Annotated in this window: 14 protein-coding genes; all 14 read right to left on the reverse strand. The window is 44.1% G+C overall.

The window, feature by feature from the left end:
* Positions 1-70: 70 nt before the first annotated feature.
* Positions 71-727 (reverse strand): phosphate signaling complex protein PhoU, encoded by a 657-nt coding sequence (phoU, locus tag FRZ06_09840; GenBank protein ID QOX63631.1) that lies wholly within the window; start codon positions 725-727, stop codon positions 71-73.
* Positions 724-1,479: a phosphate ABC transporter ATP-binding protein gene (gene pstB, locus FRZ06_09845; GenBank protein ID QOX63632.1), complete on the reverse strand. Its 756-nt coding sequence runs from the start codon at positions 1,477-1,479 to the stop codon at positions 724-726. Before pstB ends, phoU begins: the two co-directional genes overlap by 4 nt.
* Positions 1,469-2,326: a phosphate ABC transporter permease PstA gene (pstA, locus tag FRZ06_09850; GenBank protein ID QOX63633.1), complete on the reverse strand. Its 858-nt coding sequence runs from the start codon at positions 2,324-2,326 to the stop codon at positions 1,469-1,471. The genes pstB and pstA overlap by 11 nt, the downstream gene beginning before the upstream one ends.
* Positions 2,323-3,213 carry a phosphate ABC transporter permease subunit PstC gene (pstC, locus tag FRZ06_09855; protein QOX63634.1) on the reverse strand — a complete coding sequence of 297 codons (891 nt, stop codon included), beginning with the start codon at positions 3,211-3,213 and terminating at the stop codon, positions 2,323-2,325. The genes pstA and pstC overlap by 4 nt, the downstream gene beginning before the upstream one ends.
* Before the next feature lie 294 nt (positions 3,214-3,507).
* Entirely contained in the window at positions 3,508-4,380 is an 873-nt protein-coding gene (locus FRZ06_09860) for a phosphate ABC transporter substrate-binding protein (protein QOX63635.1), read from the reverse strand.
* 314 nt (positions 4,381-4,694) lie between these two features.
* A complete protein-coding gene (locus FRZ06_09865) occupies positions 4,695-5,585 on the reverse strand; it encodes a methyltransferase domain-containing protein (protein QOX63636.1) in 891 nt (296 codons plus the stop codon).
* A 14-nt stretch (positions 5,586-5,599) separates the two neighbouring features.
* Complete coding sequence (locus tag FRZ06_09870) at positions 5,600-7,006, reverse strand: PAS domain-containing sensor histidine kinase (GenBank protein QOX63637.1); 1,407 nt, start codon at positions 7,004-7,006, stop codon at positions 5,600-5,602.
* The gene (locus FRZ06_09875; GenBank protein QOX63638.1) at positions 7,006-7,692 is read right to left on the reverse strand and encodes a response regulator transcription factor; all 687 of its coding nucleotides are present in this window, start codon (positions 7,690-7,692) and stop codon (positions 7,006-7,008) included. Before FRZ06_09875 ends, FRZ06_09870 begins: the two co-directional genes overlap by 1 nt.
* 775 nt (positions 7,693-8,467) lie before the next feature.
* The gene (gene preA / locus FRZ06_09880) at positions 8,468-9,721 is read right to left on the reverse strand and encodes an NAD-dependent dihydropyrimidine dehydrogenase subunit PreA (GenBank protein QOX63639.1); all 1,254 of its coding nucleotides are present in this window, start codon (positions 9,719-9,721) and stop codon (positions 8,468-8,470) included.
* A 1-nt stretch (position 9,722) separates the two neighbouring features.
* Positions 9,723-11,006, reverse strand: a complete 1,284-nt coding sequence (locus tag FRZ06_09885; protein QOX63640.1) for a dihydropyrimidine dehydrogenase — start codon at positions 11,004-11,006, stop codon at positions 9,723-9,725.
* Between the two features lie 497 nt (positions 11,007-11,503).
* Positions 11,504-13,699, reverse strand: a complete 2,196-nt coding sequence (locus FRZ06_09890) for a hypothetical protein (GenBank protein QOX63641.1) — start codon at positions 13,697-13,699, stop codon at positions 11,504-11,506.
* A complete protein-coding gene (locus FRZ06_09895) occupies positions 13,699-14,064 on the reverse strand; it encodes a BlaI/MecI/CopY family transcriptional regulator (protein ID QOX65892.1) in 366 nt (121 codons plus the stop codon). Before FRZ06_09895 ends, FRZ06_09890 begins: the two co-directional genes overlap by 1 nt.
* A gap of 248 nt (positions 14,065-14,312) precedes the next feature.
* The gene (locus tag FRZ06_09900) at positions 14,313-15,422 is read right to left on the reverse strand and encodes a hypothetical protein (protein ID QOX65893.1); all 1,110 of its coding nucleotides are present in this window, start codon (positions 15,420-15,422) and stop codon (positions 14,313-14,315) included.
* Positions 15,422-16,447, reverse strand: a complete 1,026-nt coding sequence (locus FRZ06_09905; protein ID QOX63642.1) for a LacI family transcriptional regulator — start codon at positions 16,445-16,447, stop codon at positions 15,422-15,424. The genes FRZ06_09900 and FRZ06_09905 overlap by 1 nt, the downstream gene beginning before the upstream one ends.
* Between the last annotated feature and the right edge of the window lie 45 nt (positions 16,448-16,492).

A 16,492-nucleotide genomic window follows, 5' to 3' on the forward strand; every position in this document is an offset into this window, starting at 1 on the left:
TAAAATGAAAAAACCGCCTGCCCATGGAAATGATCTTCGTTTCCAGAGAAAGCGGTTTGCCTTTTTATTTTTATTCCATCTCGTAGTTGCCTTCCATAGTGAAGACCGTTTCTTCGCAGATATTAGTAGCATAATCCGCAATTCGTTCAAGATGTGCTGCGATAAACAGGAACATGACACTTTGGTTGGTCCTGCTGGAATCCTGATCCACCATACCCATGAGCTCGTCATAGATATTGCGAAAGAGCTCATCAACCTCTTCGTCCGCTTTCCAGACCTTTCTTGCCAAGCGCAGGTCGCGGTTGACAAAAGCATCGATGGCATTCTTTACCATCTTTGCCGCCATCTCAGCCATTCTCGGGATATCGATCAATTCTTTCATATACGCTTCATTTTCAAACCTTAGTGTATATTTTGCAATATCCTCACAGTGGTCTCCGATCCGCTCCAGATCTCTTACCATTTGCATTATCGAAATCATGTAGCGAAGATCTCCCGCAAGGGGCTGCTGAGTCGCAAGGAATTTGAGGCATTTATCTTTGATCGCATCTTCCAAATCATCGATTTCCTCATCATTGTTTATGATGTTTCTCGCCAGATCACTGTCCTTTTCCGTAAGAGATTTTATCGCCAGACGGATCGCCTCTTCTACCAGCCTTGTCATCTCCAGCAAATCGTTTGTTATGATGGACATCTCATGGTCCATCTGCGGTCTTGCAACCATCATCCAAACCTCCCCGTAATATAATCCTCCGTCTTTTTGTTCGCCGGATTCGAAAAAATAACTTCTGTTTTATCGGTCTCAATGACCTTTCCATTCAGGAAAAAGGAAGTGTAATCAGACACTCTTCCCGCCTGCTGCATGTTGTGTGTCACGATAACTATGGTGTACTTTTCAGCCAATTCTTCCAGCAGGCCCTCAATCTTTGAGGTTGCCACCGGGTCCAAAGCAGAAGTAGGTTCGTCCATCAGGATTACTTCAGGTTCTACAGCCAGACATCTGGCGATGCAAAGCCTTTGCTGCTGTCCGCCGGAAAGACCCAACGCCGGCTTATGGAGCCTGTCTTTCACTTCTTCCCAAAGCGCTACTTCCTTCAACGTCCGCTCAACGATATGATCCAAGGTACTCTTGTCTTTTTCACCATGGATTTTAGGGCCATAAACGATATTTTCGTAAATGGTTTTGGGAAAAGGATTTGGTTTCTGAAATACCATCCCTACCTTCTTGCGAAGTTCAATGATATCATAGTCCTTGCCGTAAATATCTTGGTTGTCAAATTTGATCATACCATCTATTTTCACACCCTGAATCAGGTCATTCATACGGTTCAACGTTCTCAGAAAGGTTGATTTACCGCAGCCCGACGGGCCGATCAAAGCTGTGATCTTATTCCCATAGATGCTCATGTCGATTTCTTTCAGTGCCTGAAACGTTCCATAGTACAGATTCAGTTTTTCTATCTCAAATTTAGTTTCCATTGTTTCCTCCTAGTTTATTGCTGATCAGATTGGCAGAGGTATTGATAACCAGTACTATAAAGATTAACAGCGCCGCGGTGGCATAGGTTTTCTCCATGGAAAGACCTTCCGCTGCCAGAATGTACAGATGCACCGCCATAGTTCTTGTTGAATCAAAGACCGATGTAGGCAGCCGCAGGGAACCTCCCACGGTCAGCATAACCGCAGCAGTCTCTCCTATAGCTCTTCCAATCCCAAGGATCAGACCTGTCAAAATCCCCGGCCTGCAACATGGCAGAATGACCCTGACAATTGTCTGCCATTTCGTCGCGCCCAGAGAAAGACTGCCTTCTCGATAGGACATCGGAACTGTTTTCAACGATTCCTCCGTCGCTCTGATAAGCGTAGGCAGAACCATAATCGCCAGAGTCAGACCGCCGGAAAGCACTGACCAGCCCATTTTAAGGAAGATTACGAAAAATGCGAATCCAAAGAGTCCGAATATAATGGAAGGGATTCCTGCCAGGATCTCTGTGAAAAATCGAATCAAGTAAACGCCTTTTCCTTCTTTAGAATACTCGGTAAAGTAGATTGCTGCCGCTATGCCTATGGGCGTCGCAATGAGGATGCCAACGCTTGTTACCATAAGGGTTCCGATGATAACCGAAAAAATACCACCCTCTTTTCCCATACGTTTTGGATCCTGCGTCAGAAACTCAAAGTTGATATGGGATATGCCGTTCACAAGGATGTAGCCAATTATGATGATCAGTGATGCCAGAGTTACAGCGGCAAGCACGCCAATCAAACCATAGAACACCACATTTTTCGTATTTTTGATATTTTTTAATTCCTTCTGTTTTTTCATCTTGTACTGCCTCCCATTCCCCTCATACTGAGCTGAGCAAAGATATTAAGGAGCATGATGATCACAAACAGGATAATTCCAACCGCAAAAAGGGCCTGCTGATGCGTCGGGGACGCATACCCCATTTCCATCGCAATGGTTCCCGTCAAAGTAGCTACAGGATCCAATATTCCGCTTGGGACCTTGGCCATATTCCCTGTTATGAGCAGCACTGCCATAGTCTCACCGATGGCTCTGCCCATCCCCAAAATAATGGAGGATAAGATTCCAGACTTGGCTGCCGGAATCAGAATGCGAACGATGGTTTCCATTTTGTTTGCGCCTAAAGCCAGTGAAGCCTCCTTATATTCCCTCGGTACAGCGGCGATAGAATTTTCTGAGATGCTCACGATAGTGGGCAGAATCATGATTGCCAAAATGACTGCCCCCGCCAAGATACTGAATCCGGTGGCGAAAGCATCTGGATGAAAGATCCTATAAATCGGAAGCACTAAATTTCGAATGGCGGGAACGAGGACTACAAGACCAAAGAAACCATAAACAACTGACGGAATACCTGCTAGTAGTTCAATGGCGGATTTAAAAGCCTTCGCCCATCGCTTAGGAAGGATTTCTGCAAGAAATACAGCACATGCGATTCCTGTTGGAATACCAATCACCAAGGCACCTAATGTTACGGACAACGTTCCTGCAATCAAAGGAAAAATTCCATAAGATCCGTTGGTAGGGGACCAAGTCGTTCCGAAAATAAAGTTAAACACACCATAATCAGCCAAAACCGGCAGCCCCGACTTGAATATAAACAAGGTAATCAGTGCTACCGATATAGTTGCTGTCACAGCACATATCAATATTAATTTTTCAATTATCTTCTCATATGTCTTCATTTATGTTACCTATCTGATTCCTTTAAAATTAGAAACCGGTCAGAGGAAAATTACCGAGTTTCCGTCTGAAAGCGCTGTCTTAATCAAATGTCTGAATGGAATGAACCAGCGTTTCCTTAGGTCCAAAAATGACTTATCGTGGTTGGCCCGGATGCACCTGCCGCAGCATATTCCCAAGGAGACGGTTTATCTCCTTGCGCAGGCAACCTCTGCTTTGGGAATATATGCGGCGGGTGTGTTTCATCTTTTACCAATCACGTTATGTCGTAAATCTATTTAAATCTTGAGGAGAAGCTACAGTACGGATATAAATCCGCTCTCTTCTACAATTGCCTGCCCTTCTGCACTGAGGACGAAATCGATGTACATCTGTGCGGCTTCGCTGAGTTCGCCTCCTGTTACATACAGAAACGGTCTAGAAATTTTATATTCGCCAGAAACTACGGTTTCAGAAGATGGTGCAACGCCTTCGACCGTTACGGCCTTTACAGTGTCACTCAGTGATCCCAGTGAAACGTATCCGATAGTGTGGGGAGTCGTAGCTACAGTCTGCATAACAGCACCTGTGGAACCCTGTACAAGAGCATCTTTTGTGGTATTGTCAACTTCTTCGCCTGCTTCATTTTTCGCTGCAACCTTTGTAATCTCGGTGAATGCACCTCTAGTACCGGAGCCTTCTTCTCTGCTGACTACTACGATAGGAGCATCTTCTCCGCCAACTTCTTTCCAGTTCTTGATTTCACCTGTATATATTTTCTTGATTTGCTCAATCGTTAAATTTTCAACCGTTGAGTCAGGATTTACAACAACTGCCACGCCATCTTTTGCAATGACATATTCTTTTGTTACAGATGCTTTTTCTTCATCCTTTACTTCTCTTGACAAAGCTCCAAAGTCTGCGATCTTTTCCTGAATCGCCTTGATTCCCTGTCCGGATCCGCCGCCCTGAACCTCGACTGTGATTCCGGAGTTGCCATCCATAAATGCAGCTGCAAGTTCCTCGGAAAGGGGCTGTACGGAGGTTGAACCAGCAGTTACTACGGTTCCAGTTACTTGCTCAGCAGGAGGAGTTTCTCCAGTATCTGCACCTTGGTCTTTCGCACCGCATCCTGCAAGTGCAGCGACAGTCAATATCATTACTAATGTAATCGCCAATATCTTTTTCATTCTTCTTTTCCCTCTTTCTCAATTTGTTTAAATTTATTATTATTTCGTTCTATGGTTCTAATCATACAGAGAAAATGTTAAGAGTGAATGAGGCGAATGTTAAGAGTATGTTAAATGAAGAAATTATTTTCTCTCCTATATTTGATGTAACAAAAAACGAATCAATCAGTTTCAGCACAATGTTTGAACCAATAAAAAATGAGCAAATCAAGCTTAATGTAAGATTGATTCACTCATGGGGTCACCCGTTCTCTAAAAAACAGGCAGTACTTTATTCTGATCGTTTCTATTGTCTGTCCGGCATTTTGAAGGATTTACCTTTTTACACCCGTCAGAATTGTAAGATCCACTGTAATAGAAGGAATCTGCGTAAGATGAATTTCCGTTTGCATTTCCGGCTTGAGACTCCAGGTCAAAGGGGTCATCTTCAGGAGTTGGGGAAGAATGACTTCATCCAGCTGGACTTGATACTCAATATTCTGACTGGAGATCTGTTGAAATTTATTTGAAAAATAGTCTGCCACTCTATCGCTTGAGTAGTCGTTTTCTTCAAACATCAGGTTTCTCAGTTCCCTGAGATATGATTTCCCCGGAATTACTTTGATCAAAATACCATCGTCCGATAAAATCCGTTCAAACTCATGGTAGTTGGCTGGTGACAAAATATTTAAAATCACATCAAAGCTGTCCCTCTGAAACGGTAGCCTCGCCAAATCAGCTACGGACCAGATGATATCTGTATCACCTGAGGTTGCAAGTTTAATTCCCTCTTTGGCGATATCGACGCCAAACAAGGTGGAATTTATGTCTGGTACATGTTGAAGCAATTCAGCCAAGCTTCGCAGATGTGAGCCCTCTCCACAGCCTGCATCCAGAACAGAAATTCCATTCTTCGCCGAATTGTCATTGCTGTAACCGGAAATCCTCTCTCCAAGATGTTTAATTAATGGATCAAAGAATCCAAAGGAACAGACCTGCTTCCTCGCTTCAAATAATTCTTTTTCATACTTTGCGCTGCTGCCTGAGGCAAGGAGGTTCAGATAACCCTTTCTCGAGAGATCAAATGAATGATTCTTTTTACATATGAGGTTACATTCATTCTTCAAGGTCATCGCTCCGCTACAGATCGGACATTTGAATTTATTCTGATTGTTCTTTATATTTATCTGTGCTCTACTCTTTTTTGTTTCCTTGTTATGATACACTATAACACCTTTTTCTACTTGAATATCACCGTAAAGGTGGAGCCTTTTCCCAGCTCGCTTTCCACCTTGATCTCTGCTTCAAAAAGGGCTGCAATATGCTTGACGATGGCAAGGCCCAGCCCCGTACCCCCTTCTTTCTGAGAACGGGATTTATCAACGCGATAGAACCGCTCAAACAGCCTTGGCAAATGCTCTTCCGGAATACCAATGCCCTTATCCTGCACACTGATATAAACCCTTCCCTCTTTTCGTTCCGCTGTAACGGTGATGGTTCCGCCTGGCTGAGAATATTTTACTGCATTTTCGATCAAATTGAACATCAACTGTTTAAACCGATCATTATTTCCGCCGATATAGATCTCATAGGCAAAGGACGTTGTGATTTTAATGTTCTTCGCATCGATGATGGGCTCCATGGAAGCAAGAATCTCCATAATAGATTCTCGGACGTTGATATCACTGTCCGTATTGACTTCGCGCTTGTTCTCTATATCCGATATGATCAAAATATCTTCGATGAGCCGTTTTAGTCTTGCTGCTTCAATTGCAATAATATCAAGGAATTTGGTCCTGATCTCAGGATTTTCCGCTGCGCCGTCTTGCAGGGTTTCTACAAAACCAGAAATAGAGGTCAGAGGTGTTTTTAGCTCATGAGTGACATTTGCCACAAAGTCTTTCCTGATCTGCTCCGCCTTCTTGTTTTCCTTCATGGTAATTTTAAGTTGACGTTCCATCTGATTGATTGGTTTCAGCAAGGTATTGGTATAGGCAATGGCGATGACCACTGCAATGAGTACACCGATGACCGATGAAATCAGACTTGTCCGAACAATAAAATCGTTGATCATTCGCAACCGGTGGATTTCCAACGCAACTCGGGTAATCAGCACCTTGTCCCCTTTGTACTCCAGTGTGTCCGCCACATAAAGAAACTCGGCTCCCAGGGTATCGCTCTCACGATTGCTGTTTCCGGTTCCGGTAAGCAGCGCTTCTGTCACCTCTTCTCTTCCAAGATGGTTCTCCATTGTCACATAGGCTGGGCCCTCGACGGAATCTGCAAGCACCTTGCCCTTTGGGTCGATGAAGGTCAGCCGAATCCCCATTTCTGCAGAGTAATCCTTAGCCAGCTCCATATAATCCACGTTGATCCCCATCTCATATTCCTCAGTGATGGCCATGTTGATCAGCCTGCAGTAGGTAAGCATCTCCGCTTCCTTTTCAGCAATAAAATTGTTGATATTCACATTGATGGAAATTGCACTGGTTATGACCACGCTGATCAGAATCAGACAGATGGAAAACAGGAGAAACTTCTTCTTCATATACCCTCCTTTGACAAAGTACAACACGCGCGAAGCATTGAAACTGGTGCGCCGACGCCGTTCTCGTCCCTGCGTTGCGTAAAATTCTCTCAACTTCATTACGGCATCTTATATCCCATACCTCTAATGGTCTGGATGTATTTCCCTTCATTATCCTCATCTCCGAGCTTTTTCCGGAGATAGCGGACATGGACATCTACGGTTCTTGTTTCTCCGATATATTCAAAACCCCAGACCTTGTCCAGCAGCTGATCTCTCGTCATGACACGGCCTCTGTTTTCTGCAAGAACCCGCAATAGGTCAAATTCTTTCAGTGTCAATTCCAGTGTCTTCCCTCCCAGCTTCACTTCATGGCTCTCAGTGTTGATCACAAGGTCACCGATGCGTGTGCCCTCTTGCTCAGTATTATTTTCATACCGCCTCAGCACCGCTTTGATTCTTGCCATAAGTTCTCTGATACCGAAAGGTTTTGAAATGTAATCGTCAGCACCAAATTCCAGCCCCAGCACCTTGTCTATTTCCTCATTTTTGGCGGTCAGCATTATGATTGGTGTTTTTAAACCTTCCGCTCTCAACTCCTTACAAATATCATATCCATTCTTGCCGGGAAGCATAATGTCCAGCAAGATCAAGTCAGGATGCTCACTTCGCACCATGGCGATTCCTATGAGCCCATCTTCTGCCTCCATCCCCTGATAGCCATTCTGATTCAGGTTGTATACTACCAATTCTCTGATATTTGGTTCATCTTCAATAATTAAAATCTTTTGCATTGCACCCTCCATCCAGGTGTCCCCGTTTCGCATCCAGCTGGAAATCACTATTAATTTCCAGATAAGCTCTAAACTCTAATACTGTCACTTCAAATCATTTCGCATTGATTCCATCATCCGTGCAAGCCGTTGCCCCGGCTTGCTTCACCCCGATGCAATAAATGCATCCTATTCAAAATCTGCGCATTCCAAATCGTCATCTGGGTTTGAATTCGCAGATTTTGTACTTTGATCGCATTGATTCCATCATCCGTGCAAGCCGTTGCCCCGGCTTGCTTCACCCCGATGCAATAAATGCATCCTATTCAAAATCTGCGTATTCCAGCTCGTCGTCTGGGTTTGAATTCGCAGATTTTGTACTTTGATCGCATTGATTCCATCATCCGTGCAAGCCGTTGCCCCGGCTTGCTTCACCCCGATGCAATAAATGCATCCTATTCAAAATCTGCGTATTCCAGCTCGTCGTCTGGGTTTGAATTCACAGATTTTGTACTTTGATCGCATTGATTCCATCATCCGTGCAAGCCGTTGCCCCGGCTTGCTTCACCCCGATGCAATAAATGCATCCTATTCAAAATCTGCGTATTCCAGCTCGTCGTCTGGGTTTGAATTCGCAGATTTTGTACTTTGATCGCATTTATTATAACACATCAACTTTAAATGAAAACAAGAATCTGGGAAACTTCTGTTTAAAAGGCGGGGGCTCCAGAGCATGAAAGCAGAACAGCTCCGCTTTCGCGGAGCCATCCTGCTCATTAAGGTCGGTTATTTTGTTAAGAGTATCTCTTTATTCGTAGTTGTGCTTCAAAGCGATTTCAACAGGCTTTCTGCCTTCTTTCCAGGTAAGTTCGCCTGGAGTGATGCATCCCTGTACCGGACAAACATTGAGGCAAAGGTGACAGCCTACGCACTCTTCGTTGAGGTTCGGTCTTCTCTTTTTCTCATCCCAGTCAATCGCCTGGTGAGCAGCATCATAGCAGGAGACGTAGCATCTTCCGCAGCCGATGCATTTCTTGTGGTCAAACTGAGGCAGGATCTTGAAATCTCTGTTCAATTCTTCCGCAGGAATAATGTTGCCCAGTGCAAGACCGATGAAATCGTCAAGCTTGTCATAGCCTCTTTCGTCCATGAAATGGCTTACACCGCTGATCATGTCTTCAACGATTCTGTAGCCGTACTGCATGATCGAAGTGGTAACCTGCAGGTTTCTGCATCCTAACAGCAAGAACTCAACCGCGTCTCTCCAGGTCTCAATACCACCGATACCACTGATTGGTGCTTTGCCCACGATTTCATCCTGCAGCATCTGTGCGATGAATCTTAAAGCAATCGGCTTAACAGCAGCTCCGGAGTATCCGGAGATAGAGGACTTACCGTTTACAACAGGCATCGCTGTCATATTTTCAAAATCTATATTTGTGATGGACTTAACGGTATTAATTGCAGATACTCCGGCAGCTCCGCCTTCGAGGGCAGCACGTGCAGGAAGCACCATGTTTGTTACGTTTGGTGTCATCTTTGCAATGAACGGAATCTTTGTTGTAGAGGATACCGCTTGTGAATACAGCTTAACCAGCTCAGGTGTAGATCCTACATCAGATCCCATTGCATGGCTTGTCATCTGAGGACATGAGAAGTTTCCTTCGATCAGATCCGCTCCGGCCTGTTCGCACATTTTAGCAAGATCTTTCCATTCCTGCTCATTACTTCCCATGATGGTAGCAACCATGATCTTTTCAGGATAATCTTCCTTCAATCTACGCATGAACTCAAAGTTCTTTTCTGTAGGCTTGTCGGAAATCTGCTCCATGTTCTTGAATCCGAGCCATGGCAGACCTTCCTTATTGGTCTGGTCAAATCTTGGTGAGCATTCATCAGCAACAAAGATACCAACGGTTTTGAAGAATACTCCTCCCCAGCCGGCTTCATATGCTTTTCTTACCATATCGTAATTCCCGCCAACCGGTGATGAGGAAAGGAAGAACGGGTTTTCACATTTAACGCCTAAATAATCTATGGATAAATCTTTCTTAACAGCCATCTTACTTTACACCTTCTTTCTTTTCGAGGTAGCTAATGATTTCAGCTGCTGCTTCTTTCCCTGCGGCTACTGCTTCGACAACAGTCTTTCCGCCGTTTACAATATCGCCGGCAGCAAAGAGTCCAACCACGTTTGTCTTGCCTTTTGCATTAGCGGCAATGGCACCCTTATCTGTTACTTTAACAGGAGCAATTTTGGTCATATCTTCCGGAGCCTGACCGATTGCAAATACTACTGTATCCGCGGCAACCTTCGCTTCGGATGCTCCGTCTCTGCCTTTGAAAACAGCAAATTCAACGTTACCGTTACCCAGAATTTCTTTGGGAGCAAAGTTTGTGGTAATGGTTACACCCAAGGATGTAGCATACTGGATTTCAGCCATGTTTGCAGGAGCTTCTTCCAGTGTTCTTCTATAGTAAATCATTACGTTTTCAGCGCCCAGCAGCTTGGCTGTCGTAGCGCAGTCCATTGCAACGTCTCCGCCGCCAATGACAATAACTCTCTTTCCTGGATCAAAGGAACCCTTAGAATCCCTTGCAGATTTCAGGAAGTCGATGGCATTTGTAACGCCTTTCAGATCATTTCCGGGAATCTCAGGAACTTTCGCTTCCCAAAGTCCTGCTCCGACAAAGATCGCGCTGAATCCGCTTTTCTTCAGTTCTTCAACAGTAATGTCCTCGCCAACCTTTGTGTCAAAGACAAATTTCACACCGAGATCCTTAACGGCCTTGATATCAAAGTCAACCACATGCTGAGGAAGTCTTGCAGGAGTGATTCCATATGTAAGTACTCCGCCAGCCTTTTCAGCTGCTTCGAAAATAGTTACCTGATAACCTTCCTGTGCAAGTTTAGCCGCACAAGCCAGGGATGCAGGGCCGGATCCAATACAAGCTACTTTCGCAGCTTTCTTTTTTGCTGGGGCCTTCAAAATCTTCATCTTATGAGCTTTTTCCTGCTCTACGGCAAATCTCTGCAGTTTTCCGATCTCGATCGGCTTATCAATACCACATCTGCTGCAGTATTCTTCGCATAACCTGTCGTAAGGACAGACTCTGGCACAGCTTCCGCCGAGTACATTGTTCTCTCTGATGGTCTCTGCTGCACCTTTAACATTTCTGAATCTGATTGATCTGATGAATTTTCCGGGATCGGTTCCTGCCGGGCAGCCTTTGCTGCATGGGGCGTCGATACATAGTAAGCATCTTGCTGCTTCTTCCATAGCTGTTCTTGGTGTGAAACCATCTACAGCATCAGCAGTGTACTTCGCTTTTACTACCTTACTCAAATCTTTTCAACTCCTTTTCTCATTTTTGAATCTGACTTTCAAGCGCTTCTTTCCAGCTCTCATATGCAGCATATCAGGATGATAGCTACGTGACCCGTGGATACCTCCTGTCCCTAATGGACCGGTTTTTTCTAAAATACCGCCGGGTAAAAATAGGTACTGATTTTCCAAAAAGAAAGAACAATCGATATAGTATTGCTATAATTGTGAAACCAGTTACACTCAATTTCATTGTAACATCTTTTCTGAATTATGCAAGGCTTTTCTCTTATGAAATCTTCATTTTTTTTACGATTTTTTAGATCAATATACTCAACTTTGGTCATAATAATTAATTAAAAAACTCGCTGTGATCAGCTTATTTCAATGGATTCCATTCGTGTGAGGGAAATCCTTCCGGCTGCAAAAAATAACAAAAACCAGATAAGGCCTTCTGCGCTGCTCCTTATCTGGTCTAAATGAAATTTGTTAATGAAGTGGGTTTTGATGGAATGTGGTCAGATGGTTAAGGAAAGATACTGTTCTTCTATACTCTGCACAAACCCATCTTTGGTGATAATCCTGTAAAGAGGTGCTGATGCGAGCTCTTTTTCAGAGTACCGCTGGAGATATGCCTGAAATTCTTCCATGGAAATTTCCTCATATCCAACACCTGTTTTTCTATCTGAAATGCGAAATATTGTTTGCTCTGTACCCTGATAAAAATCCGGGTAGGTATTTGGGTTATAGATATAGAATCCGTTTGGAAGCTCATCGGGACTTATGTTAAGGCTCTCAAGCCGCTTGCCGTCCTCTAATGTAAGCCATTCCACCGCATCCAGATAAAAAGAGAACATCCCCTGCTTGTCGCTATATGTCTTCCAATTGGAAATGTAACCGATATAATGACTCTCCGGAGTCCTCTCAAAATCCGCCGGAACTGCATCATACTGCGGTTTCAGTTCATCTTCTGCAACATGCTGCCCCAGCACATGATTAATATAATCCAACGAAACTGCAATCGGATCAAGGCGCCATAGTTCCTGACCTGCCGCTACTTGCTCCTGCATCTGCGTATAATACTCCAAAGCAGTACCGCTTGTTTCCGGCGTGTCATAGTAAACGGTTCCATTTCCGTCCATCCATCTCTCAACACACCAGATGCCCGAATCATCTTTTTTTACCGGGCGAGACAGGAGCAACTGACAGGTTTCTCCAGTGGATAGCGGGAACTTCATCAGGATGTGTTCTCCGTCATAAGTCTCATGCGCTAAAAGGTTCTGATTTTCCAGGAACACACGAAGCATCGTTTCACGTCCTGCTCTGGTATCAATGCTGCCATTCATACTATCCCCTGTATTCACGCTTCCTAAAAAACGTGGTCCTTCCTTCTCTCTTGCAAATAAGAGAAGAGGTTTTCCCATGCTGCTCTCTTCGGTGAGCCAGCCATCGATCATACCCATTCCGCCTGCAAGCATGACCTTCGAGGGATCATCCGGTTTCAAGCGGTATTCGATACGCCAGACCTCGACGGGAACGTCCAGCATGAAATCAAATTCATCCAGCTTTTCAAAGACTGTAATTTTGTTGTCTATGATCCGAAAACCAGTAAAGTCAGATTGATTATAAGCCGCAATTTGATCATCCACAAACTGCTGTGCAAAATCCTCTACAGTGAGCATCCCGCTCTTTGGATTGCTCATCAGCCCAATAGATACCACAGCTACAACCAAAACTACAACGACAACAAGCGTCATTTTCGGCTTTTTATAGTTTAGTATATTTCTAATCCGGCCCTTCACATGATCTTCCCCAAATGCCAGTGGCCCTTCACCTGCCAACCGCCTTCCTCCAGAAAGGGCAAGCAGTGTCCTTGAATAATCTTTTTTAATTTCGCTCCCCATCCTTTGCAGGACACTCTCATCACAGGAGCATTCCATATCCTCGGTCATCAGATGATATGCAATCCAGACGAGAGGATTGAACCAATGTAGACACAGAATTGCAAAAGCGACCGGCTTGATAACATAATCGAGTCTCCTGATGTGGGTCTTCTCATGATTCAAAATAAAGGTGCGCTCCATTCCTTCAATCCCTGACGGCAGATAGATTTTAGGCCGAAACAGACCAAATACAAAAGGAGTTCCGATTTCTGGTAACTCGTATACGTTATTCTCAATATTTATAGCAGTCTTTAATTTTTTCGTCAGTCTGATGGTGGAACAAATACTGTAAAGCAGGAGAAGACTCATTCCTGCAAGCCATAGCACCGTGCTTAACGCAAGCAATCCATCCGTGATAAAGATTTTTTCATAAGTGATTGGATTTTTTACTTGATTAAAATAGATATCATTTTCATTATCCGTCCAGGAACGTTCTAATCCCCCTGTAATATTTGTAGATTGGCTGCCTGCCTCTACCGATATCCCTTCATCCCCTGTTTCCCAAACTGCCCTTTGATTCTCTGCAGGCACTATTTGCTCCCCCGTAAGCTCTTCCCGGATAACCGGCATCAGGTTCTCTGCTGACGGAATCAAGCTGAAAGAGTTTTCAATGGCGATGGGACTGATCAGTCGGAACAGTACTGCTGTCCAAAGTAAATATGAAAAAATCCGCGGGGCCTTTTTCATCGGCAGCCGTATGAGTACCACAAACAAGATGACATAGCTGGCAGTGATACTCATACTGAAAATCTGTAGAAAAACCGTCTCCATTAAGAATCCCCCTCATGCGCCTCGATCAATCTGTATAACTCTTCAATTTCCGTCTTGCTCAGTTTCTTAGTTCTTGTAAATGCTGCAACAAACCTTGGCAGAGAGCCTTCAAAGGTTTCGGCTACAAAACGCTTGCTCTGTTCTGAAAAAAAATCTTCTTTTCCGATCAATACGATTACCAATCCAGCCTCATTGCGAAAAATCCCCTTTTCGTCCAGCCGCTTGAGCATAGTATATGTTGTTGACTTTTTCCATTTCAGAGCAGTTTCGCATAGCCGCACCAGCTCAGAAGATTTCAGAGGCGCATTCGCCCAAATAATCTCTGCAAATTTCAACTCCGCATCCGTGAGTTTTTGATCACCCATGAATATCATCCCATCCTTCCCCCTTGTGATCCAAGTTAGTCTACAAGATGTAGACCAACCAGCTTTAGTCTACATCTTGTAGACTAAAGTGTCAAGAAATATTTACCAAAAACGTGACTCGTGATGATAGACTCGTGTTGGTAGGCTCGTGTTTGTATTCCATGCCACATAAAAAGAGAGTGCATCAGGTGCTGCCGAATGCCTCTCTTCCTTTAACCTATCGATATATGAAATTGAAAAATAGGATATTACCAGTCCAGTTTGAATTTTTTATCAGGACAGACAAAGGTGCATAGCCCGCAGCCTGTGCATTTTTCTGGGTCCAGAAGGATTTGTCCCTCGATCTTTTGGATTGCACCATAAATACAAGCAGTGACACATGCCGTACATTCTCTTTGACAGACCGGTGTATCAACTCTGCTGACCACCGGCTCAATTTTAATTTCTTCAAAAGACTTTAGATTTTCCAGCGCCATACCTCTGATGCTCTTTGCTTCTTTGATCCCCTTCTTTGCCGACCATTGCTCAAGATCACTGACAATCTCCTGAATTCTATCAAAACCGTGGATCATCACAGAGGTTCCCACTTGCACAGCGGAAGCTCCCAGCATAATGTATTCCAAAGCATTCTTATAATCTTCAATGCCTCCAATTCCACAAATCTGTATATCATCTACTGTCTGCGCAATCGTGGCTACAGATGCAAGCCCCAGCGGACGGATGGGCACTCCCGAATATCCTCCATAGGTTGACAGGGTAGGTTCTGCGGTTTCTACATCGACACCAAGAATACATCTTACAGTATTAATTGCGCTGACACCCGCTCCTCCTGCACTTTTTACCGCTTTTGCCACCTTTGATATGTTGGTTGCATTCTGAGAGAGTTTCACCATGACAGGAATTTTTACACTGCGAACCACTTCCTTCGTCATCTGATACACCCGTTCCGCATCAGATGCTACGACTTCCAAAGATTCACCCATAGGAGAAGAAATGCCAAGCTCGATTGCGTCCGCTCCGAATTTTTCCATCTTCATGGCAAGATAAGCAAGCTCTGAAGGGGTATGCGCCGATACGCTGGCAATCACTACACTATCCCTGCTTTTGGCAATATCCATCTCTCTTTGCCAGCCTTCTACCTGGATATCACTGTAAAGCCTTATGTTCTGAGCACCCAGACCGTTGTAAGCAATCCGAGGTCTTACATCAATCAAAGCATCACTGACAATGGTTTCCGTGATTACCGCTCCTGCTCCGGCAGAAATTCCTTTTAGTAAGCTTCTCCCATCTCTATTCCATGGGCCGGCAGCTACGATAACAGGATTCTTCAATTTCAATCCCAAAAATTCCGTCTTCATTAGAATATCTCTCCGATTCTCTCTTTATGCCCGCAGGATTTTCGTATCTTCAGTTTTGACTGAAGCAGGATCTCCCTGTTCGTAATGTCTTCTCCCTTGGTATCAATTATATCAAATAACAATCTGGCACCGACAACACCCATCTTGTGCATTGGCTTCTCTACTGTCGTAAGCTTCGGCTCAATAAGATTTGACATACGGATGTTATCAAACCCAACAAAAGCAACTTCCTCTGGCACTTTGACTCCATGATCCTTCATTGCATCAATCGCACCGAAGGCTAAAATATCAGAAGAGGTAAAGATCGCTCTCGGTCTGTGTTTTAAATCATTCAGTCTCTTTCCTGCGATATATCCGCCTTCTATGGTATTGGGAGCCTCCTGAAGATATTCCTCCCGTTCCGTAATCCCTTCCTCTGCCAGAGCCTGACGATATCCATCCACTTTTCTTTTGTTTTCTTTCTCCGGAGTGGAGCCGTAAATAATGGCGATATCTTTATAACCGATATCAATCAAGTGTCGTACCGCTTTGTAAGAAGCTCCTTCGCAGTCGATTCTAACAATTGGAATACCCTTGATATCTCCTCTGTTTTCACCGATTAAAACCACCGGGATACCCTGCTTTGTGATGTTCTCAATATCGTCACTCTCAAGAAGAGAAGATACAAGTACGATACCGTCCACCCGACGTTTTACCAGAATATCCACATATTTTCTCTCTTTTTCGATGGCGTTTTCACCATTACAGAGCAATGTGTTGTAGTTTTTTTGATGGGATACATCTTCAACACCTTTTGCGATTTCCATGTAACTTGGGTTCAATATGTTCGGAATAAGCAGACCAATGGTATCGGTTTTGTTAAAATTAAGTCCTCTTGCAAACCAATTCGGAGTATACTCCAGCTCCTGGATCACATCGAGGATCCGCTGTTTTGTGTCTGGCGCAACGCTTTCAGGATGGTTTAGAACACGAGAGACCGTAGCGACAGAAACGCCGGCTTTTTTTGCAACCTCTTTAATATTCATTTTACCAACAATACTCCACTTCCCAATTTATCGAATTTATTATAT

The sequence above is a fragment of the Clostridiales bacterium genome (assembly GCA_015243575.1).
GTDB lineage: Bacteria > Bacillota > Clostridia > Peptostreptococcales > Anaerovoracaceae > Anoxybacterium > Anoxybacterium hadale.